Genomic DNA, 25,426 nt, shown 5'->3' on the forward strand with positions numbered 1-25,426 from the left:
GCGGGCGAGCCCGGAGCGGTCCACGGCGCGCGCCATCCACGGCCCCCAGTCGCGGGATAGAGCACGAGATCCGTTCCCGCGCAGTCGATTCCAGATCCGCCCTTCGCGGGCACCAGCGGGACGCCTCGCGGGGATCGCGCCCACGCCCTCCCAGAGCCGCCCAGCGCACAGCACACCGGCACAGGCACAGTCGGGGTTGACGCCAACCACTACATTACTCGCCGCGCGGCGAGTAGGCTGGATGGACACCGCAGCACCGGGAAGGGGACCGCATGAGCACGCAAGATCGGCGCGCCGCAGCACTGAAGCGGTTGTCTGCGCGCTACGGAGATCGCGGCACCGAGACCGATCTCGCGGGGGCTGCACTGGCCGACGTGGCCGCCAAGGTCCGCGAGCGCGGGGAGGTCTCCGAGGGCGAGGCCTTCGCCGTCGCCGCCGCCGAGACCAAGGCGATCCGGGACGAACGCCGTCACGGCGCCTACGCCCGGACCTGGTAGGTCTCCCCTCCGTTGGCGATCACATTCGTGCTGGACACGAACACCTACATCAGCGCAGCTATCAGCCCCAGCGGGACGTGCGCACAGCTCGTCGAACTCGCCCGACAGGGCCGCGTCCGGCTCGTGGTGTCACCGCACCTACTCGACGAGCTGGAGACGCGCCTCGCGCGGGAGAAGTTCCGCCGGTGGCTCACCCTCGACGACGTCCGCGACTTCGTCGACGCCCTCACGCTGCTCGCCGACATGGTCGACGACCGGCCCGAGAACGAGACCCCGCACGTGTGCACCGACCCGGACGACAACTTCCTCGTGGCCCTGTTCCAGGACGCACAGGCGGCGATCCTGGTGAGCGGCGACAAGGCGGTGTTGGCGATCGAGTACCCCGGCCTCGACGTGCGAAAGCCAGCGGAGGCCCTCGCCGCGCTCACGTTCACGCACGAGTGGGGCGAGGGCTACCTAGAGGGCTCCGAGGAACGATCGTTCGCCCAGATCGAGGATGAGGGCAACAGGGGGATCTTCGCGGCCTACTCGTCCTTCGTCACGGTGCTGGAGCAACCGAACGCGCACGAGTTGCTGCCTTACGTCGTCGTCCCCGAGACGCTGAAGGCATTCCGCCGGGACCTCGCATGGCTCCGGGAGAACGTTCTCAATCGGGGAATCACTACGCGGCCGGACTACGCATCGCCCGACATCGCACACCTGAAGTTGCCACCAGATCCCGGCGTCAACCTTCGCGCGACCGACGAGATTCGGCTCCCGGACGACACCATTTACGCCACGATGCAGCGGTGCCCCGACCTGGACGACCTCCCCGGCGCGGAGATGGGGCAATGGCGCGTGTTCGGCATCGGCGCCCCGGTCCCACCTCAGAAGATCCGCCCGCGTCCCCGTCGCAACACCCGGTAGGTCTGACCAGCGGGAACCGGCAGGCCGCTGCGCCGCCGGCCTCGTCAGAATTGACGCCGACCCGAACGTTCGTATTGACGTAAATCCTTGCATCACAGCCTGATTCGTCGTCGGAACATTTGACTCCGCGTGCTCTACTAGAGCCATCGGCGAGCCCGGGGTGTCTTCGATTGACCTCCCAAGAACATCGGTCCCCCGGGCCCGCCGGTCACTCATCCGCCCCTCGCGGGCACGACCACGGGAGACGACATGGCAACCGCCGCAGAGCACAAGACCCAGGCCGAGCAGCACCTCACCGCAGCGGAGGCCGGACTGGCCGAGCGCAAGTTCGGTCTGTTCGACCAGTACGTGGCCCTCGCCCAGCTGCACGCGACCCTCGCGACGATCGCGGACTGACGATGGCCGCCCGGCGCGGGATGCCCGCGAAGGTTACGAGCGCGCAGCTCCGCGCGCACTACGACGCGGAGGTCGAGCGGCTCAATGACGAGCTCGACGAGCGGGGCGAGGACGGGTTCGAGCTCGACGACGCCGACCGTGCGTTCATCGACCGCCTCGCCGTCATCGCCGACGAGATTCTCATCCTGGAGAAGGACATCGAGCGCAACGGCCCGCTGGTCAAGTCGGCCGTCACCGGCGACACGAAGGCCAACCCGGCCGTCGCGCTACACCGGGGGCTCGTGCAGGACTTCGGGAAGATCATCGCGACCCTTGACCGGCGCCTTGCCGCGACGAGCGGGATCGAGCCCGCGACCAGCACCACGGGGCCCAAGCCGGGCACGCCCAAGGGGTTCCGAGGCGAGTACAAGCCCCGCGCCACCGGCACGGACGGCGGCAACGTCGTCGCCATGCCGCGCCCCGCACCGAAGCACAGCAGCGCAGGCGGTCGACGGATGAGGAACACGTAATGGGACGCCGCATCAAGCGCGCGCAGCACGAGGCGCAGCCCCGCCCACAGCGGGCCACCCGCACCGCACCGGCGGCCCCGGTCCCCGCCTTCGAGGACGAGCTCGCGGCCGTCCTGGAGACGTTGGGCCTACGCGCGGACGACCTGGAGCGCGGTGGGGTGCTCAACCCGTTCGCGGGCGAGGACGGCGATGGATTCCGGCCGTTCGCGCCGTGCGAGTTCGTGTGGCCGCACGCCGCGCTACGCCGGGTCGAGCACCGGGCCGCGATCGAGCGACACCTCCGGCCGCACCGGCGGTTCTTCAGCTACATCCCGCGTGGCATCACCGCATGACCACGCTCGGCACCACGCGGGAGCGGCCGACGCACTGCAAGGGCGGCCACGAGTTCACGGAGATGAACACGCGGATCGACCGCAACGCGGACGGTAGTTTCCGACAGCTACGGTGCCGCGCCTGTGCAGCGGAGGCGCAGCGCCGCGCCGTCGAACGCAAACGGGAATCCGGCAAGTGGGAGGACCACCTCGCCGCCCGGCGGGAACGAGAACGAGCGGGTCGCGCCGAGTCCGCGAAGGTCCACACCCGGCGGAAACGGGACGAGCTGGCAGAGCAGAACCGGCACGACGACCAGGAGGCACTCATGGCACACGCTCGCGACCACGCGCACGTCGCGGCGGGGCCGTTCCCGATCGCTGACCCGCTCGTGCGAGTTCCGGCGGCGTGCCGCCGTGAGCACGAGCTCACGGCGCGCACGGTGCACGTCACGACCCGCGTAGTCGACGGCGAGACGGTGCCCGGCGGCGTCGAGTGCATCCGGTGCCTCCGGGAGGACTGCTACCGAGCGCACTACCGGTTGAGCGCCGCCGCCCCCGTGCCGCCGGAGATCCTCGACGAGGGCGAGTTCATGCGGCAGCCGTGCGGCACCGGCCATGTCTCGCGCCGTGCGGAGCCGTGGCCCACCGGCGCGGGGTGGTGGACGCGCGTCGAGTTCGCGTCGGGGTGGGGTTTCTGCGACCCGGACCCCACGCCGGAGCTGCGCGCCGCCCGGGAGGCCGCGCGCAAGGCCGAACAGGACGAGCGGGAAGCCGCCGAGACGGCCCGCATCGCCGCCGAGCTCGACGAGCTGGAGTTGAAGGATGCACGAGCCCGCCGAGAGCAGCGCGCTCAGGACGCCAACGCCGCGACGGCCGCGATCCGGGCCGCGATCCGGGCCGCGATGACGGCCGCACGAGGCGGGGTCGCGGTATGAGCGGGTATCGTGGGGGACGAACCTCTGAAGCTCGCCAGAGCTCGCGCGAAACCCAGGATCGCCCCGCGACTTCGGAGGTTTCCCCGTGCGCCTAGCGCTTTTGATCTTCGGCTACGAGATCGTGGCCGTCGAGATCGGTCTCGGAGACGCCGGGGAGGCCTCCGAGACCGACTTCGACGACGGCCCGGCGTACGAGCTGACCAGCGAGACACTCCCCGTCGAGACGGATCTCGGGCTGGATGATGACGAGGATGCCCCGCGCCCGCTCGTGATCGTGCGCGGCGACCACAAGCGCGGGCAGACCACGAGGACACGCCGTAACCGGCCGCCGTTCACCGGCTCCGGCCTCACACGGGTAGACGTCAGGAATGGTGTCAAGCGAAGCACACCAACGGGTTTCGGGTTCCACGCCTGAGCGGAGTTTTGACCGGCTGTGGGATCATGGACGCAAGCGCCGGGCACCCGCCCGGGACCGGGGAGGTCCACCATCGCGTAGTTAGGCATCCCCGCACATGGCCCCGTTCGACGTCCACGCCGCCAACCGGCACACGCCCCGGGAGCTACTCGACGCGGGCGGGCAGCTAGCACTGAAGCGGGACATCTCGTCCCCGGACGAGGTGCTGAAGATCGCGGGCCAGATCGCGGCGCTCTTCGGGTTCGACCTGGAGCACTGGCAGGACATGTTCGACTTCGACGACCTGCGCGCAGCCATCGCGGGCGAGTACGTCGGCACGGACCCCGCCCTCAACGCGATTCAGACCGTGGTGGGGACGATCCGCCGGTTCGCCACGGGCATCATCGACCCGTCGCGCCTGCCGCTCATCCCGCTCTCCCACATCGGCGAGGCCAGCCCGAACCTGCTGGAGAACGGCAGCTTCGACGGGGACGACCCCATTGAGCAGACCGAGGGGTGGACCTTCAACCCCGCCATCGGTCGGACCAAGCCGGGCAGCGCGCAGACGACCGGCAAGGGCACGCGGCGGGTCCTGTTGTCCAACGCGGTGCTGTGCACGCCGGGGCAGCAGTTCGACGTGGGCGGGTTCGTCACGTGGTCCATGCTCACCGGTGGCGGCGCGGGGGCCTTCAAGCTCTCGGCGGTGGCCTACGCGGCCGATGACTCCCACGTCGGCGAGACCGTGGTTGCGTCGATCGACTCGCCGTCCGGCGCGCAGGCGTGGACGGGGCTACTCGGCACGTACACCGTGCCGGAGGGCGCCGCGAAGATCCGCCTTCAGATCGAGGTGGCCGCCACGGTCACCGGCGGCACGATCAACTGGGACGACCTGAGCGTCACGAAGTACGGCAACCTGCCGCAGCGCATGGTCGCGGGCCTGGTGTCTGCGCTCGGCGACCTCGGGGCCGGGATCGCTGCCGCCGTGGAGGCAATGGGGAACTTCTTCGACAAGCTCACAGGCAAGATCGGCACCACGATCGCCGACCTCCAGTCCTGGGCCGGGCAGTTGAAGACGATCCTCTCCGGCGGCACCGTTGGCTCGGGCATCTTCCCGACCCTCGACAACGGCCTACGCGGAGTCGTGTCGGGCGTGCAGGGCTTCGCGCAGGCGATCCTGGAGAAGATCGTGCAGGCGATCCGGGGCATCCCCGTCGTCGGCGCGGGCCTCGCGGACCTGTTCGACGACGTCGCGGGTCTCCGCAGCACGGCTGACACCGCGAACGCCACCGCGATCACGGCCGACACGAAGGCCGTGGCGGCCCAGGGCACCGCCGACGAGATCGTCGTGGGCGTGGTGGACGGCTGGGCCGGAGCGGGCACCAGCAACGGCGAGGTGTTCGACACCATGCAGGCGATCCGCACCGCGATCCTCAACGGGTACACCGTCGAGACGATCACGAGTTCCGGCAACTGGGCCAAGCCCACGGGCACCCTCATGGAGTTGGTCGTGGTCGGCATCGGATCGGGGAAGAACGGCACCGTCGGCAACGCCGTCGCCCCGCTCGGCGGTGGCTTCCTCACGAAGGCCTACGACCCCGCGAGCCTCCCCACGTCGGTCGCCGTCGTGATCGGCACGAACGGCAACCCGACGAAGTTCCACACCGACTTCCAGACGACGCCCGGCGCGGGTGGCATTGCCACGCAGTTCGGCTACTCGCAGACCTCGTCGATGCCCGGCAACGGCGGTCTCGGAGGTCTCCCGAACGACTCCCAGTTCAATCCCGGGACCGCAGGCGAGAGCACGCCGCTCGCGGTCGGTGGGTCGCCGGGCCTCTCGCGGGGCGCCTCGGGGCAGCCCGGCGCCTCGGTCGACGCTTCCGTGCCGACCAAGTGCGGGGGCGCCGGTGGCGGTGGCGGCGCGTCCGGCCGAAACAGTCTCGGCGAGACGAGCGGCGGCAACGGCGGCAACGGCGGCTTCCCCGGCGGGGCAGGCGGCAACGCCGGGGCCAAGTATGGCGCGTTTGGCTCTGACGGCACGCCGGGCCTCGGCGCGGCCGGTGTCCTGTGGGTCTTCTACCGATGATGAACGGAGCAACGATGCAGCACGTCGCGGATCTCGATTGGTGGTGCCCGGTGACCAAGCTCTACCGGGCCGACGACGGCCAGCACTTCGCGGTGCTGTGCGCTGACTTCTACACCGCGCAGCACACCGAGGTGTTCCTCGCCGACGAGCACGGCACAGCGATCGACGCCGACGGCGACCCCGCCAACGGCCTCACGGCCCTCGTGCGATGGGACGAGCAGCTCGACCACGACGAGGCCGTTGCTCGGCTCTCCGCGTGGCTTGCCCCGGATCTCGGGAAGGGCAAGTAGATGGCGACGAACATCGGCGCGATCATCCCGACGCGCACGGCCGCCGAGTGGCGGCAGCTCAACCCCATGCTGGTCAAGGGCCAGCTCGTGCACGAGAGCGACACACTGGCCTTCAAGGTCGGCACCGGCAACGACCGGTACAACGATCTCGGGTACTCGGGCCTCGTACAGAACTAGGGAGGAAGACGACCATGACCGGACGAGCCCCGAAAACGTGCTCACAGATCATCGACACCCCGTACGGGCGCGGCCCGTGCCCTAGGAAGGCCGTCGAGCACCGGGGCCGCGACTACCGGTGCGAGCAGCACCCCGTGAAAGAGAACCTCGACGCCAACCAGCGCGCCCGGCGCCGTCGGATCAAGCCGCTCACGACGGCCGAGAAGGACCACATCCGGGAGCGGGATTGGCACGTCTGCGCAGAGTGCGGCGCACCGGCGCACCAGGTCGACCACATCACGGAGATCGCCGACGGCGGCGACAACCGGCCCTCGAACCTCCAGTTGCTGTGCGATCGGCACCACGCGCTGAAGACGGCCCAGAGCCGACGGGACGGCGACCCCCGCGACGGCGCCACGAAGCGCCGGGAGCTCTCCGCGCGTGCCCTGCAGAAACGCCGCCTGCGCGAGCAAGGTTTCTACGTGCAGTAGCCCGGCGACGGCACGTCACGACCGACGTAAACTCAGACATAACAGCAGGTCACATTGGGTATGTAGGACTTGAGTCACAAACCACAGGTGGCACCATCCAGCTTGAACTCGACGCTCACCTCCGGTCCCAGGTCGGCCAGCGCGGCGGCGACGCCGTCCGCCGGCGAGGCGAGCATCGGCGAGACGCCGCGCAACACCTCGAGCCCGAAGCCGGCGAGATCCTCGGCCCCGCCGCGCAGGGCCGCCGCGGCGGTGTCGGGCAGCGATCCGGACAGCATGGCCGCCCGGCGCACCGTCTCCAGCGGCACCTCCGCGGCGCGCGCCACCGCATCGGTCACCACGCCCGCGAGGGCGCCCTGGCGCAGCTCACCCGTGACGAGTCCGACGAGGAACCGCTGCTCCGCCGCGGTCGCGCGCCCGAACAGCCCGGTGAGGACGGCGTCCCGTCGGGCGACGGACCCGGCGCCCGACGTCCCGGCCAGCTCGTCGAGTGCGGCGGTGACCTCCTCCACCGTCAGGGACGGCTCCGCGGCGGCTTCGAGAGCGTCGACGGTCCGCGCGACGGTGCGCCACCCGGCGCCGAGGCGGCCCTGCAGCAACTCCCCCGACAGCCAGGCGACGACGGGGCGCACGTCCCCCGGCCCGGCGGCGCGGATCACCGCGGCGAGCGTGGCGACCTTCGCGGTGCGCGATCGCGTGCCCGCGACCTCGGCGGAAACGACGACGACCTCGACGAACAGCACCCCGTCATTGTGGCGCACACCCCTGACAGGTGCGGCACGACCGGCGGCGACAGACCGCGCCAGCGTCACGACAGTCCCACGACAGCGGGGCGATGCATCGTGGTGGCCATGACGATCACCCAGATGAGGACCGGCCAGAGCCCGTCCTCCCCCACCGACCTCGCGATCGACGCCCGCGGCCTGGTCAAGCACTTCGGTGCGACCCGCGCGGTCAACGGCGTCGACCTCCAGGTGCCCACCGGCACCGTCTACGGCGTCCTCGGCCCCAACGGCGCCGGCAAGACGACCACGATCAGCATGCTCGCCACACTGCTGCGGCCCGACGCCGGCAGCGCCCGCGTCTTCGGCCACGACGTGGTGGCCGAGTCCACCACCGTGCGCTCGCTCATCGGCGTGACGGGGCAGTACGCCTCGGTCGACGAGGACCTCACGGCCCGGCAGAACCTCGTGCTCTTCGGCCGGCTCCTCGGCAAGAGCCGCGCCGCCTCCCGGACGCGGGCGGAGGAACTGCTCGGCGCCTTCGGCCTGGAGGACGCGGCGAACCGCCCGCTCAAGGAGTTCTCCGGCGGCATGCGGCGGCGGCTCGACCTGGCCGCCAGCCTCATCGACACGCCGCCGCTGCTGTTCCTCGACGAACCGACCACGGGCCTCGATCCGCGGACCCGCTCGCAGATGTGGGACACCATCCGCGATCTGGTCGCCCAGGGCTCGACGGTGCTGCTCACCACGCAGTACCTCGACGAGGCGGACCAGCTGGCCGACCGCATCGCGGTGATCGACCACGGCCTCGTCATCGCCGACGGCACCGCCGACGAGCTCAAGGCCTCGGTCGGCTCCTCCACGCTGCAGCTCACCCCCGCCGACCGCGCCGACGCGCCGATCGTCGCGCGCACCGTCGAGAAGGTCCTGGCCGAGACGGCGGCGTTCAGCCCCGAGGCGGCCCGCGTCACCACCCCGCTGCACCGCCCCGACCTCGTGCCCGACCTGCTCATCGCCCTGCGCGAGCAGGGTGTCGCGATCGAGGAGATCACCGTCTCCAAGCCCAGCCTCGACGAGGTCTTCCTCACCCTCACCGGCCGCCCTGATGACGCGGCCACCACCGACTCCGCCCAGGAGGCGTCATGACCACCAGTACCCTCACCCGCGCCCCCGGCCGCACGCCGGACCGCGCGGCCCCCGATCACATCGGCCTCGCCGAGACCGTCCGCCAGTCCTTCACGATGGGCTGGCGCGGCGTCCTCAAGATCCGGCACAACCCGGAGCAGCTCTTCGACGTCGTGCTGCAGCCGGTCGTCTTCACGCTCATGTTCACGTACATCTTCGGCGGCGCCATCAGCGGCGACGTGCACAGCTACCTGCCGGTCATCATCCCCGGCATCCTGGTGCAGACCGTGATCGTCGCCTCGATCGTCACGGGCACCCAGCTCCGCGAGGACATGAACAAGGGCGTCTTCGACCGATTCCGGTCGCTGCCCATCGCCCGGATCAGCCCCCTCGCCGGCGCGCTGCTCGCGGACGTCGTGCGCTACCTCATCGCCACGATCATCACGTTCATCGTGGGCATCGCGATGGGCTGGCGCCCTGATCCGGTCGGCGTCCTCGCCTCCACCGCGCTGATCCTGTTCTGCAGCTTCGCGGTGTCCTGGATCTTCGCGCTCATGGGCTGCCTCATGCAGAAGGCCACTGCGGTGCAGGGCGTCTCGATGATGATCATGTTCCCGCTGACGTTCCTGTCCAACGCCTTCGTCCCGGTCGAGACCATGCCGGGCTGGCTGCAGGCCTTCGTGAACGTGAACCCGATCAGCCACCTGGTCTCGGCGATCCGCGAGCTGTGCAACTCCGGCCACGCCGGCGTGCACGTGGTGTGGAGCCTGGTCGGCGCGCTGGTGATCATCGCGATCTTCGCGCCGCTCGCCGTGCGGGCCTACATCCGCAACGCCCGCTGACCCCGCGTCGCCGACGCAGCCCCGCACCCGCCGCGCTACGCCCTCCGGCGTAGCGCGGCGGTGGTGTCGCGGAGCAGACTCACCGCACGCGATCGGGAGAGGCCGGCGATGCGCTCGGTCTCCGCCCGCCAGGCCTCGGCGGAGGCGCCCGCGGGCGGGACGGCGAGCCGTCGCATCGTCTCGAACATCACCGGATAGTCCTGGCGCGCACCGAGCCTGCGGGCGAGCCCCACCATGGTCGCGGCCTCCTCGGAGGCGGGGTCGACGGCCGCCAGCCGAGCTCCGACGGCGAGGGCCATCGTCGCCGCCTGAGGCAGGTCCCAGTAGCCGGTGACCCCGAACATCGCCTCGTCGCCGGCGATCAACGCGGACACGAGCTCGCCGCCCGTCTCGGGGGCACCGCACGCCACGACGCCGAGCAACGCGATCGCGACGAGCATCTCGCCGCCGGGATCCCTACTGCCGTTGGGGATCCGGCGCACCAGCAGCTCCCCCGCCCGGCGGTACAGCCCGGCGTCGGGCGCACCCCTCAGCCGCGCCAGCTCGGCGGTGCCGATCATCATCGCCGCCACGGCTTCGGGGCCTCCGTCCGGGTCGGGGTCCGACGGTGCCCACGGCCCCTGCAGGGTGCGGTGCAGTGCCTCCGCCTCGTCGAGTCGGCCGAGGGAGCACAGGCTCGCCACCAGGTACGCGGTCGCCTGCTTCGCGTCCTCGTCCGCGCCGATCGAGGCCAGCTTCTCCGCTGCCGTGCGGTAGCGCCGCTCCGCCTCCTCCCACCGGGCCTGCTGGCCGAAGATGCTCGCGGTGCTCATCGCGAGCATCGCCTCGGTCCAGGCGTCACCCGGCCCGCCGATCGCGGCGATCGCCTCCGAGTCCGCCAGTGCCCCGGACAGATCGCCGCCGTTCTCCCGCAGGTTCATCCGCGCCGCGTGGGCGTGCAGGCGGACGTCGTCCGCGGGTGCGGTCACCCCCGCGAGCACCAGCCGGAGGAGGCCGAAGACCGAGGACTGGAGGAACGCGGCGCAGAAGTAGTCCACCGCGTCGAGCAGCGTCCGCTCGGGCCGGTGCAAGCGGCGGATCATGGTGCGGCCGCGCACGACGTGTCGTGCCTTCGGATCAGCCCCGGGGGCGGCGCACGCGGCGAGCACCGTCGCCTGCCACAGCTCCCGATCCTCGTCGGTGAGCCCCGCGGCGAGCGCGGCCCGCGGGTCGGGGAGGGCGTCCACGATGCGGATGCCCAGCTCCTGCACCTGCGCATGCAGGCTCCGCATGGACCAGAGGCCCGCGAGGAGCGGGAAGACGCGGATCACGGTCCACAGCGCGGCGCGGTCACCGGCGACGAGGGCGTCGACGGCGCCGCGGAGCACGAAGGCCAGGTTCTCGAGGTCCTCGGCGAGTCGGCCGATCACGGCGTGCCCTCCGACGGAGCGGTATTCGCGCCACATCCCGGCCGCGAGCGTCGCCGCCCACGACGCCATCGCACGGTCCACGACGGTGCCCTCGGGCGTCCCGTCCGCCGCCGGCGGGGCCTCGCTCAGGCGCTCCTCGCCGAACTCGCGCACCGTCTCCAGCATCCGGTACCGGGTACGGCCACCACTCTCGGCGACGTGCACCAGCGACTGGTTCGCGAGCGAGATCAGCGCATCGTCCAGGGCGACCGAATCCAGTCCGGTCGCCGCGGCCGCGGCGGCGGCGTCGACGCCGGCGGGGAACCGGCACAGCCGCCGCAGGGTCAGCTGCGCGTCGGGTTCGAGGAGCTCCCAGCTCCAGTCGATCACGGCGTGCAGCGTGCGGTGGCGGTCCGGCGCGGAGCGATCGGTGGAGCGCAGCAGGGCGAACCGCTGCTCCAGCCGGTCGGTGATCTCCTCCACGCTGAGGGTGCGTACGCGGGCGGCGGCCAGCTCGATCGCGAGCGGCAGGCCGTCGAGCCGCCGGCACAGCTCCGCGACGGCGGCCTCGGGCAGCGGCACGCCGGGACGCACGGCGCGGGCGCGCTGCACGAACAGCTCGACGGCGGCGGAACTCGCGCCGGCGGTCGCCAGGACGGGCAGCGGGTGCACCCGCTCCGCCCGGATCTGCAGAGGCGAGCGGCTGGTCGCGAGCACGCTCACGCCGGGCGCGCCGGCGACCAGGTCGGCGACCACGTCGGCGCAGGCGTCCACGACCTGCTCGCAGTTGTCCAGCACCACGAGGCAGCGCCGGCGGCCGAGCGTCTCCAGCACGCGCGCACCCAGGTCCCGGATCGTCCTGCGCGGCATGCCGTCCGCGCCGAGGTCCGACTCGGCCAGGCCGAGGACGCGCGAGATCGCGGGCAGTACGCCCTCCGCCGAGCGGACCGCGGCGAGCGGCACGTAGTAGACCGCCGTTCCCGCATCCGCGACGGCGGCGCCGACGGCCTCGGCGATGCGGGTCTTCCCCACACCGCCCGGGCCGAGCACGGTGACGACCCGTACCTCTCCGACCAGGCGCACCAGCTCGGCGAGTTCGGTATCGCGGCCGATGAGCGGCGTGATCTCGGCCGGAATCCCCACGGCGGCGGCCCGTCCCGAGGTCGACGGTGCCGGCGCCGCGTCGTCGAGCAGGTCGCGGTGCAGCCGCGTCGCCTCGTCGCCCGGTTCGGTTCCGAGCTCCGTGATCGACGTGCGCCGCAGGTCGGCGTAGGCGGCGAGGGCCTCGGCGACCCGGCCGGCCCCGGCGAGGGCCCGCATGAGGACGACGCGGGCGGGCTCGTCGAGGGCGTCGGCGGCGATGCGTCGCTCGGCGATCGCGGCGGCCGCGGCGTAGTCCCCCGCCGTGAGCGCCGCGGCGGCCACCCTCGCCTCGAGCCGGTCGAAGACGGCGGCCGCGCGCCGCGCGAGCTCGTCCGCCGGTCCGCCGTCGTCGAGGTCGTCGCCGGGGACGCCGCGCCACAGCCGCAGCGCGTCCGCCTCGTCGCCCGCATCGCGCAGCGCCGCCTCGGCGCGGGCGAGGTCGGTGTCCGCGTCGAGCCGGTAGCCGCCGGCCACGGCCTCGAGCGCCGCGGGGCGGACGATTGCGCGCACACGCGAGATCTGGGTGTGCAGTGCGGCGTGCGGCGACTTGGGCGGCGCGTCGCCCCACACCTCGTCGACGAGGCGGTCGGCGCTGACGGGCCGACCGTCGGCGAGGACGAGCGCGACGAGGAGCCGCCGGGCCCGTACCCCGGGCACGGGCCGACCGCCGGCGACGACCGGTCCGAGGACGCCGATCATCGCCGCGTCATCATGGGCGTTGCCGTCGTGCACCCGGCCAGCGTAGTCGCGGCCGGGCCGCCGGCCCGCCCTCGCGGTGGGCGGATCAGCGGATGCGCAGCTTGCGCATCCAGCGCAGGACCTGCTTGGTCTGCTGGGCGTACTGCTCGTAGCTCTGCCCCGGGCGCGGGTTGTACACCTGCTGCTTCAAGGTCGCGAGGTTGGTGGTGTCGGTGTACTTGAGCAGACCCGCGTCGCCGTGGCGCACGCCCACACCCGAGGCCTTCCAGCCACCCGACGGGGTGCCCTTGCTCGCGAAGGACGCGGCGAAGCCGTCGTTGACGTTGACGTTGCCCGCCTCGAGCTGCGCGCCGATCCGCGCGGCGCGGCGCAGGTCCTTGCCCCACACGCTGGCGTTGAGGCCGTAGCGGGTGTCGTTGGCGAGGCGGATCGCCTCGTCGTCGCTCGAGTACCGGAACAGCGCGACGACGGGCCCGAAGGTCTCGGCGGACGCGAGGTGCATGTCCGGCGTGACGCCGGTGAGGATCGTCGGCGCGTAGAAGGCGGGGCCGACGTCGGTGCGTTCCCGCCCGCCGCACAACACCGTGGCGCCCTTCGCCCGCGCGTCCTCGACGTGCGCGGAGACGCGGCGCAGCTGGTCGGGCGAGGCGAGCGAGCCCATGTCCGGCTCGAAGTCGTAGGTCGCGCCCAGCTTGAGGGCGCCCGCGGCGGCGACGAACCGTCGCGAGAACTCGTCGTAGATCCTCTCGTGCACGTACATCCGCTCGATGTGCATGCACGCCTGGCCGGCGTTGGCGAAGACCGCGAAGATCGCCGACGGGATCGCCTCGTCGAGGTCCACGTCGTCGAGCACGATCATCGGGTTCTTGCCGCCGAGCTCGAGGCTGCACCCGATGAGGTTGCGCCCGGCCCGCTCGCCGACGGTGACGCCGGTGGCGCTGGAACCGGTGAACATGACGAAGTCCGACTCGTCGATGAGGGCGGGGCCGACGTCCGGCCCCTGCCCGCAGACCACCTGGAACAGGCCCTCGGGCGCGCCGGCGCGGCGCAGCAGCTCGACGCCGTACAGCGCGGCGAGCGCGGTCTTGTTGTCGGGCTTGAGGACGACGCCGTTGCCGGCGATGAGGGCCGGGATCGCGTCGGAGAGGGCCATCGCGAAGGGGAAGTTCCACGGCGCGATCACGCCGATGACGCCCTTGGGGCGGTGCAGCTCCACCGAGTTGCTCACCACGGGGACAGGGCCGCCGCGGCGGCGCGAGCGGAGCAGCTTGGGGGCGGACTTGAGGTAGTGGCTGATCACCATCGGGACGTCGCAGGACTCCTCGAAGGCCATCCGCCGGTTCTTGCCGGTGCCGCTCTGGATGAGATCCACGAGCAGCTCGTTGTTCTCGAGGATCAGCTCGTGCAGGCGCCGGAAGACGGCGAGGCGCTCCTCGAGGGGCCGCTGGGCCCACTGCCGCTGGGCCTCCCGGGCGGTGGCGAAGGCCGCGACCACGTCGCTCGGGGTGGACTGCGGGAGCGCGCCGGTGGCGGCGCCGGTGAACACCTCGCTCATCGTGAACGGTTCGCGACTGCCGTCGGCCACCACCAGTGCGGTGAGGCGCTCGATCAGCTCGTCGGTGACGCGCGCGGGCAGGGTGCTGTCGATCTGCGTGGGCGAAGCCATACCGAACTGTAACCCAAACCCTAGAACTTGTTCTAGATTCGAGGAATGGTCAACGATCTCAATCTGGGCATCAACCTCGGCTACTGGACCCGTGGGCCGGAGGACCACACCGCGGCGGTGGTCGCCGCCGACGAGCTCGGCTACGACTACGTCTTCACCGCCGAGGCGTACGGTTCCGACGCCTTCTCGACGCTGGCCTGGTACGGATCCCGAACGAAGCGGATCAAACTCGGCACCGCCGTCGCGCAGATCCCCGCGCGCACACCCACCGCGACCGCGATGCACGCCCTGACGATCGACGGGCTGTCCGGCGGCCGCATGGTGCTCGGCCTCGGCGCGTCCGGGCCGCAGGTCGCCGAGGGCTGGTACGGGAATCCGTTCCCCAAACCGCTCGCCCGGACCCGCGAGTACGTCGACATCGTGCGCCAGGTGATCGCCCGGGAGGAGCCGGTCACCAGTGCCGGCCCGCACTACCCGCTGCCGCTGCCGGGCGGCACGGGGCTGGGCAAGCCGCTCAAGTCCATCGCCCTGCCCGTGCGGCCGCGGATCCCGATCTTCCTCGGCGCGGAGGGGCCGAAGAACGTCGCGCTGTCGACCGAGATCGCCGACGGCTGGCTGCCCCTGTTCGTCGATCCGCAGCAGGTCGAGGCGGTCTTCGGCGCGTCCCTGGCCGGTCGATCCGCGGACTTCGAGATCGCCGCGACGGTCTCGGTGATCGTCTCCGACGACCTCGACGCGGCGCTGACGCAGGCGAAGATCCCGCTGGCCTTCTACATCGGCGGGATGGGGCACAAGTCCACGAACTTCCACCTCGACCTCATCGGCCGGCTCGGCTTCGCCGACGCTGCGGTCGCCGTGCAGGAGAAGTTCCTCGCGGGCGATCGCGCGGGCGCCATCGCCGCCGTCCCCGACGAGCTCGCCGACTCCATCGCCCTGCTCGGGCCGATCGACCGGATCGCCGAGCGGCTCGCGCTATGGCGGGACTCCCCCGTCACGACGGTGCTGTTCAGCGGTGTTCGCGACGAGCCCACGCTGCGCGCGCTGGTCGAAGCCGCCCGGGGCTGACCGTCACCGTCGGCCGAAGGTGAAGGCGAGGTCCCAGGGATCGGCGTCCCACCGGCTGATCGCCTCGATCATCACGGTCGGGGCGGTCGCCACGGTCTCGGGGCCCGACGGTGCGCTGATCGTCGCGGTCCGGTCCCATTCGTCGACGTAGGGCGCCCAGAGGTCGGACTCCCGCGGCGGCGGCGCCGTCTCGACGACGGTGACGAAGACGCCCGGCTCGGCGCCCGCGGGGAGCACGGCGAACAGGCAGAAGGGCTCGCGCCCGGCGTCGCGCGCGCCGCGCTCCACGACGAGGTACTCGTCGGTGGCGGCGCAGTGCTCGACGGCCCGGGTGAGCACCTCGCGGAAGTCCTCGAAGGTGGAACGGGACGGCCGCTTCTCCGGCGCGAGCGCGATGGACTGGGCCTCCATCGTCAGGCTCCCGTCGTCCGCCCGGAGCGGGACGCGGGGCCGCACGAGGAGCGCACCGTCGGCCTCGGACAGCCGGGCCGCCTCGCGGTACCGGCCCTCCTTGCGCGAGACGCGGCCGATCCGGCCGGTCGCTTGGACCTCGCGGAGCCACGCATCGTCGGGCACCGACCAGAGTCGGGTGGCGCCGTCGTCCGACCAGGTGCGGACGAGGCCCCCGACGCAGGGGCTGATCTCGACGAATCCCTCGGGATCCTCGGGCTGCGCGTGCGATCCGGGCATCGTCCGCCCCTAGAGGTACGCCGCGGTGCTTCCGGCGACGGGGAGCCCGGGCATGCCGAGCTTGCGGTGGTCCCAGGAACGCACGCGGTCGCCGCGCAGGCGCACGGCGACGCGCTTCTTCATCATCTCGTCGATGGCGGGCTTGAGCTCATCGGAGTACGGGCCGAAGTAGCGCTCGTAGACCTGCTCGCAGACCGCGCGCACCGTCGCCTCGTCCTCGACGATCTCGGCGGTGCCCTCAACGGTGACGCCGCGGAGCTGGTCGTACGACTGGCCTGCCTCGATCGACGCGCTCATCACGGGGTTGCGGCGCAGGTTCACGACCTTCTGCGACTTGGCCTTGGTCTCGATCCAGAGGTCGCCGTCGATCACGGCGTACCACATGGCGACGAGGTGCGGCGCCCCGCTCGCGCCCAGGGTGGCGATGGTGGCGGTGCGGCTGCGCTCGAGGAAGTCCTCGATCTCCGCCTCGGTCATCTGGATCTGGCCGCGCTGATTGGTTCCCATGGGATCAGCGTGCCAGGTTCAGTCGGTCGACGGCATCCTCGAACTCGCCGACCAGCTCGGCCATGATCTCGGCGACCGGGCGAACCGCGTTCATCCGGCCCACGATCTGGCCGACCGGCATCGCGACGACCGAGGGATCCCCCGAGGCGTGAATCCGGCTGTGCGCCTCCCCCACCAGCAGGTTCTGCAGGGGCATGGGCAGGGCCAACGGTGCGCCGGGCTGCTCCCACGCCTCCGTCCACCGCGTCTTGAGCAGGCGGGCGGGCTTCCCGGAGAAGATCCGGGTGCGCACCGTGTCGGCGCTCGTCGCGGCGACCAGGGCGTCCTGCATGGTCTGCGACTTGGTGTGCGTCTCGAGGTACTCGGTGGTGGTGAGCCAGTACGAGCCCATCCACACGCCCTCGGCGCCGAGGGTCAGGGCCGCGGCGATCTGTCGGCCGGAGCCGATGCCGCCCGCGGCGACGACGGTCGCGTCGCCGCCCACCTCGTCGACGATCTCCGGCAGCAGCACCATCGAGCCGATCTCGCCGGTGTGGCCGCCCGCCTCGTAGCCCTGCGCGATGACGATGTCGACGCCGTTGTCGACGTGGGCGCGGGCGTGCTTGGCGCGGCCGGCGAGCGCGGCGACCTTGACGCCGTGCTCGTGTGCGGCGTCGATGACGTCCTTCGGCGGCGAGCCGAGGGCGTTGGCGATCAACGAGATCCGGTGCTTGAGTGCGACGTCGACGTGCGATCGGGCCACCGAGTGCAGCCAGCCGAGCACCCCCGCGCCGGCGGCACCGTCGGGCAGCTCCGGCACGCCGAGCTCGCGGAGGGTCCGCTCGACGAAGGCACGATGCTCCGCGGGGATGAGCTCGGTGAGATCGCCCGCGCTGCCCTCGGTGGGCACCTTGTTGGGCATCACGATGTCGACGCCGTAGGGCCGGCCGTCGGTGTTGGCGTCCATCCAGTCGAGGACGGCGTCGAGCTCGTCGGGGTCGTTGAACCGGACGCAGCCGAGGACGCCGAGGCCGCCGGCCCGGGAGACCGCCGCGGCCACGTGTTCCGACGGGGTGAAGGCGATGACCGGGTACTGGATGCCCAGGTCCTCGCACAGGGGTGTGCGCATGAATCCTCCTGAAGACTTCTTTCCTCCAAACTAGAACCTGTTACTGTTCTTCGGAAGCGGATTCCCGCATTTGCCGATCCTCGTTTCGGCGAGGTCCTCGACCGAAGGAGCCTCAGGCCATGACCGACGCCCCGCACGCCCTCGTCGAACAGCGCGGCCACACGCTGCTCATCACGATGAACCGGCCGGAGCGCAAGAACGCGCTCACGGGCGAGATGCTGCAGATCCTCAGCGACGCCTGGGACCGCATCGACGACGATCCGGAGATCCGCAGCGCCGTCCTGACCGGCGCTGGCGGCGCCTTCTGCGCCGGCGCGGACCTGAAGAACATGGCGAAGTCGAACCCGGGCGAGGCGATGAAGGAGGGCAGCGCCTTCGACCCGGCCCGGATCCCCGGCCTCATCAAGGGCCGCCGCCCGGGGAAGCCGCTCATCGCGGCGGTCGAGGGCGCCGCCATCGCGGGCGGCACGGAGATCCTGCAGGGCACCGACATCCGCGTCGCCGGCGAGAGCGCGAAATTCGGCGTCTCCGAGGCGAGGTGGAGCCTCTACCCGATGGGCGGCTCGGCAGTCCGCCTGCCGCGGCAGATCCCGTACACGGTCGCGGCGGACCTCCTGCTCACGGGACGGCACATCACCGCGGCGGAGGCCAAGGAGTACGGGCTGATCGGCCACGTCGTGCCCGATGGCGGCGCGCTCGACAAGGCCCTCGAACTGGCCGAGCTCATCAACGCGAACGGCCCCCTCGCCGTGCAGGCGATGCTGCGCACCATGCGCGCCACCGAGGGCATGCACGAGGAGGAGGCCTTCAAGGTCGACGCGAAGGAGGGCCTGCCCGTCTTCCTCTCCCGCGACGCCAAGGAGGGCCCGCGCGCCTTCGCCGAAAAGCGCACCCCGGTCTTCGAAGGCCGCTGACCCTGCAATTGAACACCGTTTCTGTTCACCCCGACCTGCGGTTTCTCCGAACAGAAACGGTGTTCAATCGGGATGATCAGGCGTATTGGGCGCGGAGCGCCTTCTTGTCGGGCTTGCCGAGGGGACTGACGGGGATCGACTCGACGAGGTCGACGGTCTTCGGCGTGTAGACGGCGCCCTTCCGGTCGCGGACCAGGTCGCGCAGTTCCTCGACGTCGACGGTCGCGCCGGCGCGCGGCACCACGACGGCCTTGACGGCCTCGCCCCACTTGTCGTCGGGCACGCCGATCACCGCCACGGACGCGACGGACGGGTGCGTCGAGATCACGTCCTCGACCTCGCGCGGGAAGACGTTGAAGCCGCCCGTGACCACCATGTCCTTCTTCCGGTCGACGATGTAGAGGTAGCCCTCGTCGTCGAACCGCCCCACGTCGCCGGTGTGCAGCCAGCCGTGCTCGGTGGCCTCGGCGGTCTGCTCCGGCTTGTTCAGGTACCCCTGCATCACCAGCGGCCCGCGCACGCAGATCTCCCCCGGCGCACCGGGTTCGACGGGGCGCCCGTCGTCGTCGAGCAGGGCGACGTTCACCCACGGGACGGGCTTGCCGCAGCTCGCCAGCCGCTCCGGCTTCGACGGATCGTGGTCGCCGCGACGCAGCACGGAGATGGTCATCGGGCACTCGGCCTGGCCGTAGAACTGGAAGAACACGGGGCCGATCCGGTCGATCGCCTCGGTCAGCCGGGTCGGCGAGATCGCGGACGCCCCGTAGAAGACGGTCTCCAGGCTGGAGAGGTCGTACTCGTCGAACTTCGGGTGGTCCAGCAGCGCGTAGATCATGGTGGGCACCAGCATCGTCGCCGTGATCCGGTACTTCTCGATCGCCGCGAGCACGGCCTCCGGCTCGAACCGGGGCAGCACGACCATCGAGCCGCCGGACATCGATGTCGGGTTCCAGAAGGCTCCGCCGGCGTGGCTCAGCGGTGCGCACACGAGGAACCGGATCTCTTCCGGCCATTCCCATTCCGTGCGCTGGATGCGCAGCAGCGCCGCGCCGCCGGAGTAGCTGAGCATGACGCCCTTGCTCTTGCCGGTGGTGCCGCCGGTGTACGCGAGGCTCGCCGTCGACGACGGGTCGGCGGTGTGCGCCGCGAGTGGTCCGGGCTCGAAGCCGGCCGCGACGGCGGTCAGGTCGACGCCGGTCTCCGTGGGCCCCAGCGACAGCAGGGTTTTCAGTCCCGGTACCCGTTCCCGCAGCTCCGCGGCCCGCTGTTCGTACAGCCGCGGGTCGTAGATCAGGGTCTCGATCCCCGCGTCCTCCATCACGTAGACGTGGTCGTCGAGCGAGCCCATCGGGTGCAGCGCCGCGAAGCGGACGCCGGTGATCAGGTTGGCCGACTGGGCGATCAGCACCTCGTGCCGGTTGCCCGACAGCATCGCGACGGGGCTGCCCACGCCGAGCCCGACGGAGGCGTACGCCTGCGCGTAGCGGCTGACCTCATCGCGCACCTGCGCGTAGCTCAGCACGGAGTCACCGTCAGCACCGGTGACGTGAACGGCGACGCGGTCGGGATAGGCGGCGAGGGAGCCGAGCAGGATGTCTCCGGCCAGCGGCTCGCGGTGCAGATCGTCCATGGAACACCTCGTGGATCGTTGCGGAATACCCGCGCGTAACGCGGTGGGAACTTTTTCCACGGTAAGGGCTGACCGCCGTTTCCGGGATACCCTTGCGCCAAAAAGTTAGAACATGTTTCACTCGTGAGGTGACCGCAGAAACGCAGACCCTCTCGGCGCCGATGCACCTGTCCTTCGACTACACCCGGTCGCTCGGACCGGTCCTGGGCGCGTTCATGACGAACCTCCGCGAGCGCCGCATCGTCGGCACCCGGGACGCTGCCGGGCGGGTGCACGTGCCTCCGCTGGAGTTCGATCCCGACACCACGGCCGCCCTCACGGAGATCGTGCCGGTCTCCGACACAGGCACGGTGACCAGCTGGAGCTGGAACGCGCACCCCGTCGACGGACAGCCCTTCGACCGGCCCTTCGCGTACGCCCTCATCAGGCTCGACGGTGCCGACACCGCTCTCCTGCACGCGGTCGACGTCGCAGGCCCCGAGGACATCTCGACCGGCATGCGGGTGCACGCCCGCTGGGCCGCCGAGACGACCGGCGCGATCGGCGACATCACGCACTTCGTGCCCGGCGAGGGCGACGGCGTCCCCGAGGTCGCCGCACCGTCGGGCGAGCCCATCGAGGTCCTCGTCACCCCGGTCGCGCTGCGGCTCGAGCACTCGGCCTCCGTGCCGGAGACCCGGTACCTGCAGGCCCTCGCCGAGGGCCGGCTGCTGGGCCAGCGATGCGGGACGTGCGGCAACGTCTACGTGCCGCCGCGCAACGCCTGCCCGATCGACGGCATCCCCACGACCGAGGAGGTCGACCTGCCGGACACCGGCGTGGTCACCACCTTCTGCGTGGTCAACGTGCCCTTCCAGGGCCAGCGGATCAAGCCCCCGTACGTCGCCGCCTACGTGCTGATCGACGGCGCCGACATCCCGTTCCTCCACCTCGTCCTCGGCTGCGATCCGTCCGAGGTGCGGATGGGCATGCGGGTGCGGGCCGTGTGGAAGCCGCGCGAGGAGTGGACCGAGAGTCCCGGCAACATCTCGCATTTCGAACCGACCGGTGAGCCGGACGCCCCCTACTCCAGTTACGAGAAGCACCTGTGAGCACACGCACCTGCACCGATCCGGACGGCTCCGTCGCCGTCGTCGGCTACGCCGCCACCCCGTGGCTGCGCGCCGCCCAGACCACCACCAACGGCGTGGAGATGCTGATCCCGCTGTTCGCCGACGTCTTCGCCCAGACCGGTCTCACCAAGTCCGACATCGGTTTCTGGTGCTCCGGCTCGTCGGACTACCTGGCGGGACGGGCTTTCTCGTTCATCGCGGCGATCGACTCCATCGGCGCCGTGCCGCCGATCAACGAGTCGCACGTGGAGATGGACGCCGCGTGGGCGCTGTACGAGGCGTGGGTGAAGATCCGCACCGGCGAGATCGACACCGCCCTCGTCTACGGCTTCGGCAAGTCCTCGGCCGGCGTGCTGCGACGGACGCTGACCATGCAGCTCGACCCGTACACCGTCGCGCCGCTGTGGCCCGACTCGGTGTCCGTCGCCGCCCTTCAGGCCCGCGCGGGCATCGACTCCGGCGCGTGGACCGAAGCCGATATGGCCGCGGTCGCCGCGCGCAACCTCTCCGATGCGACCGCGAATCCGGCGGCGCAGGTGTCGCGCACCGTCGACGCGGAGACCCTGCTGGAGGAACCGCTGTGGGCGGATCCGCTGCGCCGGCACGACATCGCGCCCGTCACCGACGGTGCCGCGGTCGCGATCCTGGCCTCGGCGGACCGGGCGCGCGAGATCCGGGAGAACCCCGCGTTCATCACGGGCCTCGAGCACCGGATCGACTCGCCCGCACTGGGCTCACGAGATCTCACCCGGTCGCCGTCGACCACCGCCGCGGCGCGCGCCGCCGGGGCGGACGGAGTGCAGCTCGCCGAGCTGCACGCACCGTTCACGCACCAGGAACTGATCCTGCGCAGCGCGATCGGGCTCGGCGACGACGTACGGATCAATCCGTCCGGCGGTGCACTCGTGGGGAACCCGATGTTCTCCGCGGGTCTCGCCCGGATCGGCGAGGCAGCCCGCGCCGTGTGGAACGGCGACGCGGAACGCGTCCTCGCGCACGCCACCGGCGGGCACGCCCTGCAGCAGAACCTGATCGCCGTGATGGAGGCCAAGTGATGGCTAAGCCCACCGCCGTACTCGGAACGGGCCAGACCCGTCACCGCGCCAAGCGCACCGACGTCTCGATGGCCGGAATGATCCGCGAGGCCGTCGACGCCGCGCTGCTCGACGCCGGCACCACGATGGCCGACATCGACGCCATCGTGATCGGCAAGGCGCCGGACATGTTCGAGGGCGTCATGATGCCCGAGCTGTTCCTCGCCGACGCGCTCGGCGCCGTCGGCAAACCGCTGCTGCGCGTGCACACCGCGGGCTCGGTCGGCGGGTCCACGGCCGCCGTCGCTGCCGCCCTGGTCAAGTCGGGCGTGCACAAGCGGGTGCTCACGGTGGCGTGGGAGAAGCAGTCGGAGTCGAACGCCATGTGGGCGCTGTCGATCCCGGTCCCGTTCACCGTGCCCGTCGGCGCCGGCGCGGGCGGCTACTTCGCGCCGCACGTCCGCTCCTACATCCGGCGCTCCGGCGCGCCCGACCACGTCGGCGCGATGGTCGCGGTGAAGGACCGGCGCAACGGCGCACGCAACCCCTTCGCGCATCTGCACCAGCCCGACATCACGCTCGAGTCCGTGCAGGCGTCCCAGATGCTCTGGGATCCCATCCGATTCGACGAGACCTGCCCGTCGTCCGACGGTGCCTGCGCCATCGTGCTCGGCGACGAGGAGGCCGCCGCCGCGTCGGAGGCCGCGACCGGCAACCGGGTCGGCTGGGTCCTCGCGACCGCCATGCGCACCGAGCCCCTCGCCTACGCGGGCCGCGAGCACGTGAGCCCCCGCGCGGGCCAGGACGCCGCGGCCGCGCTGTGGCGCGACGCCGGCATCACCGATCCACTGCGCGAGGTCGACGCCGCCGAGATCTACGTGCCCTTCTCCTGGTTCGAGCCGATGTGGCTGGAGAACCTCGGCTTCACCCCCGAGGGCGAGGGGTGGAAGCTCACCGAGTCGGGCGGCACCGAGATCGGCGGCACGCTGCCGGTCAACCCGTCAGGCGGCGTGCTCTCGTCCAACCCCATCGGCGCGTCCGGCATGATCCGGTTCGCCGAGGCCGCCAAGCAGGTCATGGGCCGCGCCGGGGACTACCAGGTCGACGGTGCGCGGAAAGCCCTCGGCCACGCCTACGGCGGCGGATCGCAATACTTTTCGATGTGGCTGGTGGGTGCGGACAAGCCCGCCTGACGCCCGGCAGCGTTCCCCCTATCCCCCGATGGGCTGGTGGGTGCGGACAAGCCCGCCTGACACCCCCGCGGCCGCCGCCGCGTACGGAGCTCGCCGATGTGACCCTTGACACATCCTCCGACTAAGTGATTTAGTCACTTTATGAATCAGACGACGGGGTCCCTGTCCGAGCGGATCGCGGACGGCATCGTGGAGATCGTCCGCACCGAGGAGCTCCAACCGGGCGACGCCTTGGCGTCCTCGCGGCAGCTCGCAGAGCGCTTCGGCGTGACCACGCCGACGGTGCGCGAGGCGCTCCGCCGACTCGAGGCCATCGACGTGGTGCGCTTCCGCCACGGTTCGGGCACCTACGTCGGCGACGGCGTCCGCCGGCGCGTGATCGGAAACCCGCACGCCCCGCGCGGCGACCTCCGCGCCGCCCTGGAACTCGCCGACGCCCGCCTGGCGCTCGAACCGTCGATCGCCGCCCTCGCGGCTCGGCATCGCTCCGATGCCGACCTCGCGCGACTCGCCGCGGCGACCGACAACGCGCTCCGGCCACCGGCCGGCGTCGCCTCGCCCGACCTGCACTTCCACGTCGTCCTCGCGCAGGCCTCGGGAAACCGGCTCCTCGGCGAGACCATCGAGTCGCTCCTCGAGAGCCGCCGCCTGGACCAGGTCGAGATCCGGCACCAGTACGCCGACCGTCCCCGGGACCACGCCGAACACCTCGGCCTCGTCAACGCCGTCAGGGACCGCGACGAGCACCTCGCGGAGAGCCTCGCCCGCGACCACCTGCAGCACATCCGCAATGCCGTCGCCGACGCCCTCGCCGCGCAGGAGGCCGGCCGATGACCAACCGACTCGCCTCCATGACCTCCGCCGAGGCGCGGCACGCGGCAGCCGCCGGCCCCGTCGTCCTCCTCGCCGCCGGCGCGCTCGAACAGCACGGGCCGGGCATGCCGCTGGGTACGGACACCGTCCGCGCCGAGGCCGTCACCGCGCGGGTTGCGGACGAATTGGGCGACGCCGTCGTCGTCGGCCCGACGATCCCGGTCGGCGTCTCGCCGCACCATCGCGGGTTCGCCGGCACCATGACGCTGTCCACCGCGACCTTCGCCGCGGTCCTCACGGAGTACGTGGACAGCCTCGCCCACCACGGATTCCGTCGATTCCTCGTGGTCAACGGGCACGGCGGCAACAACGCCGTCCTCGGCACGACCGCCCAGGACCTGCTCCGCACCCATCCGGACGTCGAACTCGCCTGGGTCGGCGTGTCCGCCCTGGCGAAGGACGCGGTCGCGCGCCTCGGAGTGAGCGAGGTCCACGGCCACTGCGGCGAGTCCGAGACGGCGCAGATGCTCCACGTGGCACCCGATCTCGTCCGGTCCGAGCTCCTCGAGCCCGGCACCACGACCCTCGCGCAGATGGAGCCCGTCGCGCGCCTGTCCCGCACGCCCGACTTCAATCTCGCACTCGCCTGGGAGCGATTGAGTCCCAACGGCGTCCTCGGGGACCCGACCCGCGTCAGCGCCGAGGACGGACGACGCATCATCGATGAGTCCGTCGCGAACCTCACCCGTCTCGTCCGGGAGTGGCGCGCCTAGCCCTCCCCCGATCAGCCACCCACACGCCCGGCGA

General features: G+C 71.5%; 27 protein-coding genes. 20 read left to right on the top strand and 7 right to left on the bottom strand.

Annotation, left to right across the window (positions count from 1 at the left end):
- Positions 1–272 precede the first annotated feature (272 nt).
- The 11 genes from BLW32_RS24825 (at position 273) to BLW32_RS28225 (ending at position 6,968) form a co-directional block, all read left to right on the top strand.
- Positions 273–497: a hypothetical protein gene (locus BLW32_RS24825; protein WP_068741336.1), complete on the top strand. Its 225-nt coding sequence runs from the start codon at positions 273–275 to the stop codon at positions 495–497.
- Between the two features lie 27 nt (positions 498–524).
- Positions 525–1,403 (top strand): putative toxin-antitoxin system toxin component, PIN family, encoded by an 879-nt coding sequence (locus BLW32_RS24830; RefSeq protein WP_170181022.1) that lies wholly within the window; start codon positions 525–527, stop codon positions 1,401–1,403.
- Between the two features lie 249 nt (positions 1,404–1,652).
- Positions 1,653–1,799 carry a hypothetical protein gene (locus BLW32_RS27850; RefSeq protein ID WP_156486398.1) on the top strand — a complete coding sequence of 49 codons (147 nt, stop codon included), beginning with the start codon at positions 1,653–1,655 and terminating at the stop codon, positions 1,797–1,799.
- Positions 1,800–1,801: 2 nt separating this feature from the next.
- Positions 1,802–2,308: a hypothetical protein gene (locus BLW32_RS24835; RefSeq protein ID WP_068741334.1), complete on the top strand. Its 507-nt coding sequence runs from the start codon at positions 1,802–1,804 to the stop codon at positions 2,306–2,308.
- Positions 2,308–2,640, top strand: coding sequence for a hypothetical protein (locus BLW32_RS24840; protein WP_068741333.1), 333 nt, complete (start codon positions 2,308–2,310; stop codon positions 2,638–2,640). Before BLW32_RS24835 ends, BLW32_RS24840 begins: the two co-directional genes overlap by 1 nt.
- Positions 2,637–3,554, top strand: coding sequence for a hypothetical protein (locus tag BLW32_RS24845; RefSeq protein ID WP_068741332.1), 918 nt, complete (start codon positions 2,637–2,639; stop codon positions 3,552–3,554). The genes BLW32_RS24840 and BLW32_RS24845 overlap by 4 nt, the downstream gene beginning before the upstream one ends.
- Positions 3,555–3,675: 121 nt before the next feature.
- On the top strand, positions 3,676–3,969 hold the full coding sequence (locus tag BLW32_RS24850) for a hypothetical protein (protein ID WP_139286313.1): 294 nt from the start codon (positions 3,676–3,678) through the stop codon (positions 3,967–3,969).
- A gap of 97 nt (positions 3,970–4,066) precedes the next feature.
- Complete coding sequence (locus BLW32_RS28390) at positions 4,067–6,031, top strand: carbohydrate binding domain-containing protein (protein ID WP_068741330.1); 1,965 nt, start codon at positions 4,067–4,069, stop codon at positions 6,029–6,031.
- A gap of 14 nt (positions 6,032–6,045) precedes the next feature.
- Positions 6,046–6,321, top strand: a complete 276-nt coding sequence (locus tag BLW32_RS24860) for a DUF7572 family protein (RefSeq protein ID WP_068741329.1) — start codon at positions 6,046–6,048, stop codon at positions 6,319–6,321.
- Entirely contained in the window at positions 6,322–6,498 is a 177-nt protein-coding gene (locus BLW32_RS28220; protein ID WP_156486397.1) for a hypothetical protein, read from the top strand.
- A gap of 14 nt (positions 6,499–6,512) precedes the next feature.
- Complete coding sequence (locus BLW32_RS28225; RefSeq protein WP_068741328.1) at positions 6,513–6,968, top strand: HNH endonuclease; 456 nt, start codon at positions 6,513–6,515, stop codon at positions 6,966–6,968.
- A 74-nt stretch (positions 6,969–7,042) separates the two neighbouring features.
- Here the strand turns inward: BLW32_RS28225 and BLW32_RS24870 are convergent, their stop codons facing one another.
- A complete protein-coding gene (locus tag BLW32_RS24870) occupies positions 7,043–7,711 on the bottom strand; it encodes a hypothetical protein (RefSeq protein WP_082791349.1) in 669 nt (222 codons plus the stop codon).
- 108 nt (positions 7,712–7,819) lie between these two features.
- Between BLW32_RS24870 and BLW32_RS24875 the strand changes: the two genes are divergently transcribed.
- Both BLW32_RS24875 and BLW32_RS24880 read left to right on the top strand, forming a co-directional pair.
- Positions 7,820–8,836, top strand: a complete 1,017-nt coding sequence (locus BLW32_RS24875) for an ATP-binding cassette domain-containing protein (RefSeq protein ID WP_139286314.1) — start codon at positions 7,820–7,822, stop codon at positions 8,834–8,836.
- On the top strand, positions 8,833–9,657 hold the full coding sequence (locus BLW32_RS24880) for an ABC transporter permease (RefSeq protein ID WP_068741327.1): 825 nt from the start codon (positions 8,833–8,835) through the stop codon (positions 9,655–9,657). Before BLW32_RS24875 ends, BLW32_RS24880 begins: the two co-directional genes overlap by 4 nt.
- A 35-nt stretch (positions 9,658–9,692) precedes the next feature.
- On the opposite strand, the gene BLW32_RS24885 is transcribed toward BLW32_RS24880, so the two are convergent.
- Together BLW32_RS24885 and BLW32_RS24890 are read right to left on the bottom strand one after the other, a co-directional pair.
- On the bottom strand, positions 9,693–12,920 hold the full coding sequence (locus BLW32_RS24885; protein ID WP_139286315.1) for an ATP-binding protein: 3,228 nt from the start codon (positions 12,918–12,920) through the stop codon (positions 9,693–9,695).
- Between the two features lie 52 nt (positions 12,921–12,972).
- A complete protein-coding gene (locus BLW32_RS24890) occupies positions 12,973–14,553 on the bottom strand; it encodes a succinic semialdehyde dehydrogenase (protein ID WP_068741325.1) in 1,581 nt (526 codons plus the stop codon).
- A 45-nt stretch (positions 14,554–14,598) separates the two neighbouring features.
- On the opposite strand from BLW32_RS24890, the gene BLW32_RS24895 reads away from it, so the two are divergent.
- The gene (locus tag BLW32_RS24895; RefSeq protein WP_068741324.1) at positions 14,599–15,618 is read left to right on the top strand and encodes an LLM class F420-dependent oxidoreductase; all 1,020 of its coding nucleotides are present in this window, start codon (positions 14,599–14,601) and stop codon (positions 15,616–15,618) included.
- A 3-nt stretch (positions 15,619–15,621) separates the two neighbouring features.
- Here the strand turns inward: BLW32_RS24895 and BLW32_RS24900 are convergent, their stop codons facing one another.
- The 3 genes from BLW32_RS24900 to BLW32_RS24910 are packed head-to-tail and all read right to left on the bottom strand — an operon-like array spanning position 15,622 to position 17,923.
- Entirely contained in the window at positions 15,622–16,308 is a 687-nt protein-coding gene (locus BLW32_RS24900) for a hypothetical protein (RefSeq protein ID WP_068741323.1), read from the bottom strand.
- 9 nt (positions 16,309–16,317) lie between these two features.
- Positions 16,318–16,815, bottom strand: coding sequence for a pyridoxamine 5'-phosphate oxidase family protein (locus BLW32_RS24905; protein ID WP_068523005.1), 498 nt, complete (start codon positions 16,813–16,815; stop codon positions 16,318–16,320).
- Between the two features lie 4 nt (positions 16,816–16,819).
- Positions 16,820–17,923: an NAD(P)H-dependent flavin oxidoreductase gene (locus BLW32_RS24910; protein ID WP_068741322.1), complete on the bottom strand. Its 1,104-nt coding sequence runs from the start codon at positions 17,921–17,923 to the stop codon at positions 16,820–16,822.
- Between the two features lie 119 nt (positions 17,924–18,042).
- Here BLW32_RS24910 and BLW32_RS24915 point away from each other — a divergent pair, with 119 nt between their 5' ends.
- Complete coding sequence (locus BLW32_RS24915; protein WP_068741321.1) at positions 18,043–18,837, top strand: crotonase/enoyl-CoA hydratase family protein; 795 nt, start codon at positions 18,043–18,045, stop codon at positions 18,835–18,837.
- A gap of 76 nt (positions 18,838–18,913) precedes the next feature.
- Here the strand turns inward: BLW32_RS24915 and BLW32_RS24920 are convergent, their stop codons facing one another.
- Entirely contained in the window at positions 18,914–20,467 is a 1,554-nt protein-coding gene (locus BLW32_RS24920; RefSeq protein ID WP_068741320.1) for an AMP-binding protein, read from the bottom strand.
- A gap of 161 nt (positions 20,468–20,628) precedes the next feature.
- Here BLW32_RS24920 and BLW32_RS24925 point away from each other — a divergent pair, with 161 nt between their 5' ends.
- The 5 genes from BLW32_RS24925 (at position 20,629) to BLW32_RS24945 (ending at position 25,392) form a co-directional block, all read left to right on the top strand.
- Positions 20,629–21,558: a Zn-ribbon domain-containing OB-fold protein gene (locus BLW32_RS24925; RefSeq protein ID WP_068523306.1), complete on the top strand. Its 930-nt coding sequence runs from the start codon at positions 20,629–20,631 to the stop codon at positions 21,556–21,558.
- Positions 21,555–22,634: a thiolase family protein gene (locus BLW32_RS24930; protein WP_068741319.1), complete on the top strand. Its 1,080-nt coding sequence runs from the start codon at positions 21,555–21,557 to the stop codon at positions 22,632–22,634. Before BLW32_RS24925 ends, BLW32_RS24930 begins: the two co-directional genes overlap by 4 nt.
- Positions 22,634–23,806 (top strand): thiolase family protein, encoded by a 1,173-nt coding sequence (locus BLW32_RS24935; RefSeq protein ID WP_068741318.1) that lies wholly within the window; start codon positions 22,634–22,636, stop codon positions 23,804–23,806. The genes BLW32_RS24930 and BLW32_RS24935 overlap by 1 nt, the downstream gene beginning before the upstream one ends.
- A 141-nt stretch (positions 23,807–23,947) precedes the next feature.
- Positions 23,948–24,640: a FadR/GntR family transcriptional regulator gene (locus BLW32_RS24940; protein WP_068741317.1), complete on the top strand. Its 693-nt coding sequence runs from the start codon at positions 23,948–23,950 to the stop codon at positions 24,638–24,640.
- Positions 24,637–25,392: a creatininase family protein gene (locus BLW32_RS24945; protein ID WP_068741316.1), complete on the top strand. Its 756-nt coding sequence runs from the start codon at positions 24,637–24,639 to the stop codon at positions 25,390–25,392. The genes BLW32_RS24940 and BLW32_RS24945 overlap by 4 nt, the downstream gene beginning before the upstream one ends.
- The last annotated feature ends 34 nt before the right edge of the window (positions 25,393–25,426 follow it).

The organism is Tsukamurella tyrosinosolvens (assembly GCF_900104775.1).
In the GTDB taxonomy this organism is placed as follows: Bacteria; Actinomycetota; Actinomycetes; order Mycobacteriales; family Mycobacteriaceae; genus Tsukamurella; species Tsukamurella tyrosinosolvens.

What these genes read in the sequence shown, in the direction of transcription:
- BLW32_RS24825 (WP_068741336.1), top strand. Translation starts at nt 273, where the DNA reads ATGAGCACGCAAGATCGGCGCGCCGCAGCACTGAAGCGGTTGTCTGCG.
- BLW32_RS27850 (WP_156486398.1), top strand. Translation starts at nt 1,653, where the DNA reads ATGGCAACCGCCGCAGAGCACAAGACCCAGGCCGAGCAGCACCTCACC.
- BLW32_RS24835 (WP_068741334.1), top strand. Translation starts at nt 1,802, where the DNA reads ATGGCCGCCCGGCGCGGGATGCCCGCGAAGGTTACGAGCGCGCAGCTC.
- BLW32_RS24840 (WP_068741333.1), top strand. Translation starts at nt 2,308, where the DNA reads ATGGGACGCCGCATCAAGCGCGCGCAGCACGAGGCGCAGCCCCGCCCA.
- BLW32_RS24845 (WP_068741332.1), top strand. Translation starts at nt 2,637, where the DNA reads ATGACCACGCTCGGCACCACGCGGGAGCGGCCGACGCACTGCAAGGGC.
- BLW32_RS28390 (WP_068741330.1), top strand. Translation starts at nt 4,067, where the DNA reads ATGGCCCCGTTCGACGTCCACGCCGCCAACCGGCACACGCCCCGGGAG.
- BLW32_RS24860 (WP_068741329.1), top strand. Translation starts at nt 6,046, where the DNA reads ATGCAGCACGTCGCGGATCTCGATTGGTGGTGCCCGGTGACCAAGCTC.
- BLW32_RS28220 (WP_156486397.1), top strand. Translation starts at nt 6,322, where the DNA reads ATGGCGACGAACATCGGCGCGATCATCCCGACGCGCACGGCCGCCGAG.
- BLW32_RS28225 (WP_068741328.1), top strand. Translation starts at nt 6,513, where the DNA reads ATGACCGGACGAGCCCCGAAAACGTGCTCACAGATCATCGACACCCCG.
- BLW32_RS24875 (WP_139286314.1), top strand. Translation starts at nt 7,820, where the DNA reads ATGACGATCACCCAGATGAGGACCGGCCAGAGCCCGTCCTCCCCCACC.
- BLW32_RS24880 (WP_068741327.1), top strand. Translation starts at nt 8,833, where the DNA reads ATGACCACCAGTACCCTCACCCGCGCCCCCGGCCGCACGCCGGACCGC.
- BLW32_RS24890 (WP_068741325.1), bottom strand. Translation starts at nt 14,553, where the DNA reads ATGGCTTCGCCCACGCAGATCGACAGCACCCTGCCCGCGCGCGTCACC.
- BLW32_RS24895 (WP_068741324.1), top strand. Translation starts at nt 14,599, where the DNA reads ATGGTCAACGATCTCAATCTGGGCATCAACCTCGGCTACTGGACCCGT.
- BLW32_RS24900 (WP_068741323.1), bottom strand. Translation starts at nt 16,308, where the DNA reads ATGCCCGGATCGCACGCGCAGCCCGAGGATCCCGAGGGATTCGTCGAG.
- BLW32_RS24905 (WP_068523005.1), bottom strand. Translation starts at nt 16,815, where the DNA reads ATGGGAACCAATCAGCGCGGCCAGATCCAGATGACCGAGGCGGAGATC.
- BLW32_RS24910 (WP_068741322.1), bottom strand. Translation starts at nt 17,923, where the DNA reads ATGCGCACACCCCTGTGCGAGGACCTGGGCATCCAGTACCCGGTCATC.
- BLW32_RS24915 (WP_068741321.1), top strand. Translation starts at nt 18,043, where the DNA reads ATGACCGACGCCCCGCACGCCCTCGTCGAACAGCGCGGCCACACGCTG.
- BLW32_RS24920 (WP_068741320.1), bottom strand. Translation starts at nt 20,467, where the DNA reads ATGGACGATCTGCACCGCGAGCCGCTGGCCGGAGACATCCTGCTCGGC.
- BLW32_RS24925 (WP_068523306.1), top strand. Translation starts at nt 20,629, where the DNA reads ATGCACCTGTCCTTCGACTACACCCGGTCGCTCGGACCGGTCCTGGGC.
- BLW32_RS24935 (WP_068741318.1), top strand. Translation starts at nt 22,634, where the DNA reads ATGGCTAAGCCCACCGCCGTACTCGGAACGGGCCAGACCCGTCACCGC.
- BLW32_RS24940 (WP_068741317.1), top strand. Translation starts at nt 23,948, where the DNA reads ATGAATCAGACGACGGGGTCCCTGTCCGAGCGGATCGCGGACGGCATC.
- BLW32_RS24945 (WP_068741316.1), top strand. Translation starts at nt 24,637, where the DNA reads ATGACCAACCGACTCGCCTCCATGACCTCCGCCGAGGCGCGGCACGCG.